Annotated in this window: 4 protein-coding genes, 4 tRNA genes, 1 rRNA gene and 1 pseudogene; 2 read left to right on the plus strand and 8 right to left on the minus strand. The window is 50.4% G+C overall.

Annotation, left to right across the window (positions count from 1 at the left end; genetic code table 11):
- The 5 genes from KE671_RS22435 to KE671_RS22455 form a co-directional block, all read right to left on the minus strand.
- The coding region (locus KE671_RS22435; protein ID WP_001672630.1) for a GTP-binding protein at window positions 1–229 on the minus strand (229 nt) is incomplete at its 3' end.
- Between the two features lie 117 nt (window positions 230–346).
- Window positions 347–422: transfer RNA gene (locus KE671_RS22440), tRNA-Thr, on the minus strand.
- Between the two features lie 5 nt (window positions 423–427).
- Window positions 428–502: transfer RNA gene (locus KE671_RS22445), tRNA-Gly, on the minus strand.
- 114 nt (window positions 503–616) lie between these two features.
- Window positions 617–701, minus strand: a tRNA-Tyr gene (locus KE671_RS22450).
- Between the two features lie 8 nt (window positions 702–709).
- A tRNA-Thr gene (locus KE671_RS22455) sits at window positions 710–785 on the minus strand.
- Between the two features lie 19 nt (window positions 786–804).
- Here KE671_RS22455 and KE671_RS22900 point away from each other — a divergent pair.
- Window positions 805–885: pseudogene (locus KE671_RS22900) on the plus strand (hypothetical protein); the annotation flags it as partial.
- 301 nt (window positions 886–1,186) lie between these two features.
- On the plus strand, window positions 1,187–2,137 hold the full coding sequence (coaA, locus tag KE671_RS22460; protein WP_061069505.1) for a type I pantothenate kinase: 951 nt from the start codon (window positions 1,187–1,189) through the stop codon (window positions 2,135–2,137).
- 30 nt (window positions 2,138–2,167) lie between these two features.
- On the opposite strand, the gene birA is transcribed toward coaA, so the two are convergent.
- The 3 genes from birA to rrf form a co-directional block, all read right to left on the minus strand.
- The gene (gene birA, locus KE671_RS22465; RefSeq protein WP_206164786.1) at window positions 2,168–3,130 is read right to left on the minus strand and encodes a bifunctional biotin--[acetyl-CoA-carboxylase] ligase/biotin operon repressor BirA; all 963 of its coding nucleotides are present in this window, start codon (window positions 3,128–3,130) and stop codon (window positions 2,168–2,170) included.
- Window positions 3,127–4,155, minus strand: a complete 1,029-nt coding sequence (murB, locus tag KE671_RS22470) for a UDP-N-acetylmuramate dehydrogenase (RefSeq protein WP_206164787.1) — start codon at window positions 4,153–4,155, stop codon at window positions 3,127–3,129. The genes birA and murB overlap by 4 nt, the downstream gene beginning before the upstream one ends.
- Window positions 4,156–4,314: 159 nt before the next feature.
- Window positions 4,315–4,430: ribosomal RNA gene (gene rrf / locus KE671_RS22475) — 5S ribosomal RNA — on the minus strand.
- Window positions 4,431–4,456: the final 26 nt, after the last annotated feature.

Genomic DNA, 4,456 nt, shown 5'->3' on the forward strand with positions numbered 1-4,456 from the left:
AGTGGCGAGTCGGGGTGTCATATTCAACGTGAGAGGTGTTGATGGTGATACCACGAGCTTTTTCTTCCGGCGCGTTATCGATCTGATCGAATGCGCGAGCAGCACCGCCGTAGGTTTTAGCCAGTACGGTAGTGATGGCAGCGGTCAGCGTTGTTTTACCATGGTCAACGTGGCCGATAGTACCGACGTTAACGTGCGGTTTTGTACGTTCAAACTTTTCTTTAGACATCGATTGTCCCTCTAAGACACGGATAAATCGGTGATATCACCACATCAACCAGGCGATATGCCTGAACTGTTGAATCATTGAGTCGTTACAGAGAAAACATGGGAAGGAGAAGTGAAGTGGTGCTGATACCCAGAGTCGAACTGGGGACCTCACCCTTACCAAGGGTGCGCTCTACCAACTGAGCCATATCAGCACGTCTGGAGCGGGCAGCGGGAATCGAACCCGCATCATCAGCTTGGAAGGCTGAGGTAATAGCCATTATACGATGCCCGCATCCTGAAACTCGGCTACCCAGTTCTTTCTGTAACAAAAAAAGAGACAAGTCTCTTTTCTCATTCGAGCCGATTATTTTCTTAACCAGCTCAGACAGCAATTGCTGCCAGAAAGTGGTGGTGGGGGAAGGATTCGAACCTTCGAAGTCTGTGACGGCAGATTTACAGTCTGCTCCCTTTGGCCGCTCGGGAACCCCACCGGACTTGATGGTGCCGACTACCGGAATCGAACTGGTGACCTACTGATTACAAGTCAGTTGCTCTACCTACTGAGCTAAGTCGGCATCAAGTAGCGCGCATTCTATGGAGACCTGCGAGCTCATGCAACTAAAAAATTGCATAAAATGTTCTATCGCTCACATTTTGCGCTATACGGCCAATAAATGACGTATTTTCAGTCAGCTTAGCATAAAATTTCGACATTACCTGACGGTCCATTTCCTCTCACCTGTACCAGGGGACGCTACAATACGTCAAATCATCGCCGGTGCATCTGGAATATCCATCACATTGCTTTCCAGGGAATGACGTTCAGAAGAGATTTTTTCTTATTATTCCCCCCCATCTGGTGTTACCCTCCTGCCCATTGTCCAAATTAACTGAAATGCGACGAGCCATTGCATGCCGGGGATGACGCGCTTTTTATCACTGCCCTGATGGTGTAATGACAGCCAGAAACATGCTTATGAGTATAAAAGAGCAAACGTTAATGACGCCTTACCTACAGTTTGACCGCAACCAGTGGGCTGCGCTTCGTGATTCCGTGCCGATGACTCTCACTGAAGAAGAGATCGCGCGGTTAAAAGGGATTAATGAAGATTTATCGCTGGAAGAAGTTGCAGAGATCTATTTACCCCTGTCGCGTTTGCTTAACTTCTATATCAGCTCGAACCTACGCCGTCAGGCTGTTCTCGAACAGTTTCTGGGCACGAATGGTGAGCGTATCCCTTATATCATCAGTATTGCTGGCAGCGTAGCGGTTGGGAAAAGTACCACCGCGCGTGTATTACAGGCGTTACTGAGCCGTTGGCCAGAACATCGTCGCGTTGAACTGATCACCACTGATGGGTTTCTTCATCCAAACCAGGTATTAAAAGACCGTGGGTTAATGAAGAAGAAAGGGTTTCCTGAATCGTATGATATGCACCGTCTGGTCAAGTTTGTCTCCGATCTCAAATCCGGCGTGCCAAATGTAACCGCTCCGGTTTATTCGCATCTGATTTATGATGTGATCCCTGATGGAGATAAAACCGTGGCTCAACCCGATATATTAATTCTCGAAGGACTCAATGTTCTGCAGAGCGGGATGGACTATCCACACGACCCTCATCATGTATTTGTTTCAGACTTCGTCGATTTCTCTATTTATGTTGATGCGCCTGAAGAGTTACTGCAGACATGGTATATCAATCGCTTTCTTAAATTCCGCGAGGGGGCGTTTACCGACCCTGACTCTTATTTCCATAACTACGCGAAACTGACGAAAGAGGAGGCAATCAATACGGCCACCTCATTATGGAAAGAAATTAACTGGCTGAATTTAAAACAAAATATTCTGCCCACGCGTGAGCGTGCAAGTCTGATTATGACCAAGAGCGCAAATCATGCCGTCGAGCAGGTTCGACTGCGTAAATAATTAAAGAAGGGAGCGAAAGCTCCCTTTTTATTATTCTGCGCTTCTCAGGGAGATTTCTCCGCCAACCCACGGTTTTATAATACCATCCTGTTCCAGAAGTAATGCGCCCTGCGCATCGATTCCTCGTGAAATACCGTATATTTCTTTTTCGCCGATAATCAGTTTGACCTGGCGATTGATAAAGTTATCCAGTTTTTCCCAACGGGAAAGATAAGGAGCCAGTCCTTCCTGCTCAAATAACTCCAGCGCGGTACGTAATTCGCGAATGAGCCTTGCCGCCAGCGTGTTGCGATCGAGCGTAATCCCGGCCTCCTGCAACGTAATCCACCCCTGATTCACCACGCCTTCTTCCACACGACGCATCGCCATGTTAATACCAGCGCCAATGACGATCTGCGCCGCATCGCCCGTCTTACCCGTTAGCTCGACCAGGATCCCCGCCAGTTTGCGATCCAACAGGTAGAGATCGTTAGGCCACTTCACCCGTACCTTGTCCGCACCCAGATCACGCAGCACCTCGGCCATCACGATACCGATCACCAGACTTAAGCCGATCGCGGCGGCCGGTCCCTGTTCCAGACGCCAGAACATCGAAAGATAAAGGTTTGCGCCAAAGGGGGAGAACCACTTGCGTCCACGGCGTCCGCGACCTGCCTGTTGATATTCCGCCACGCAGGCATCGCCAGACTGCAAGAGATCGATGCGGTCCAGCAGGTACTGATTGGTGGAATCGATAACCGGAAGCACAGCCACCGTACCGCGTTCCAGCTGGCTATAGATGCGGTTGGAATCCAGCAACTGAATCGGCTCCGGCAGACTGTATCCTTTTCCTGGTACAGTAAAGACGTCGACTCCCCAGTCACGTAACGTCTGGATATGTTTATTGATAGCAGCCCGACTCATTCCCAACGTTTCACCCAACTGCTCGCCGGAATGAAACTCACCATCGGCCAGCAAGGAGATAAGCGTCAGAGGAACGGTATTATCCTTCATGCAATAATCTCCACAGCATTGACTTCGCCTGTTTGCCCGATGAAACGCACTTCAGGATCCAGCCAGACGTTGAATTTTTCACCCACTTTCGTACGAACAAGGTGCGCAAGTTGGATCACATCATTGCTTGTCGCATTATCTGCATTGATCAGCACCAGGGCCTGTTGACGATGCACTGCAGCCCCACCGATCCGGGTACCTTTTAGCTGACACTGGTCAATGAGCCAACCTGCCGCCAGCTTTACAGAACCGTCAGGCTGAGGATAATGGGGTGCATTCGGGAATTGGGACAGTAGTGACTGTGCCACATCAGCCGCCACGACAGGGTTCTTAAAAAAGCTTCCCGCATTACCGTTCACTTTGGGATCGGGTAGCTTCGTCATGCGCATATGGCAGACCGAATCAAACACCTGCTGGGGCGTCACAGTGGCTGGATCCAGACGCGTCAGGTCGCCATAGGTCAACACTGGCTGCCAGTGTTTAGTCAGCCGTAACCCCACCGCAACGATCGCGAAGCGATCCTGGTATTCATGTTTGAAGATACTGTCACGATAGCCAAAACGGCATTCTGCCCCACTCACGCGCCGCAATCTTCCTGTCGCCAGCTCAAGACAGTCAACATAATCGCAGACTCGCTGGAGCTCCACGCCGTAAGCACCAATATTCTGGATCGGTGAAGAACCTACACAGCCGGGGATCAGCGCCAGGTTTTCCAGGCCTGGCATGCCAAGCTGCAGTGTGTGCTGTACCAGGTGATGCCAGTTTTCACCGGCGCCGACATGCAGGAGCCAGGCATCTGGTTGTTCTTTCACCTCAATGCCTTTGATTCGGTTAACGATCACCGTCCCGCGAAAGACATCAAGAAACAGGACGTTACTCCCTTCACCCAGTATCAGTACCGGCTGATGCAACACATTGGCGGATTGCCAGGCATTCAGTAGCTGTTGTTCATTTTCGGCGCAAACAATCTCATTAGCATTTTGATCGATGCCAAAGGTATTCCAGGATTTAAGGGAGTGATTCATAGACGCTTTCCTGATGCAAAATCGCGGTTAGTTTACCGCATCTGCCGCAGTATGGCTTGTATTATGGCGGGAGGACGTTATCCGATAAAAGTATCCGCCGGTTTTTCATATAACGCAAAAAGGCCCAGTCTTCCGACTGGGCCTTTCGCTTTATTTGATGCCTGGCAGTTCCCTACTCTCACATGGGGAGACCCCACACTACCATCGGCGCTACGGCGTTTCACTTCTGAGTTCGGCATGGGGTCAGGTGGGACCACCGCGCTACGGCCGCCAGGCAAATTCTGTTATCAGACCGCACTCG

The sequence above is a fragment of the Citrobacter amalonaticus genome (genome assembly GCF_018252635.1).
Taxonomy (GTDB): domain Bacteria; phylum Pseudomonadota; class Gammaproteobacteria; order Enterobacterales; family Enterobacteriaceae; genus Citrobacter_A; species Citrobacter_A amalonaticus_E.

What these genes read in the sequence shown, in the direction of transcription:
- coaA (WP_061069505.1), top strand. Translation starts at nt 1,187, where the DNA reads ATGAGTATAAAAGAGCAAACGTTAATGACGCCTTACCTACAGTTTGAC.
- birA (WP_206164786.1), bottom strand. Translation starts at nt 3,130, where the DNA reads ATGAAGGATAATACCGTTCCTCTGACGCTTATCTCCTTGCTGGCCGAT.
- murB (WP_206164787.1), bottom strand. Translation starts at nt 4,155, where the DNA reads ATGAATCACTCCCTTAAATCCTGGAATACCTTTGGCATCGATCAAAAT.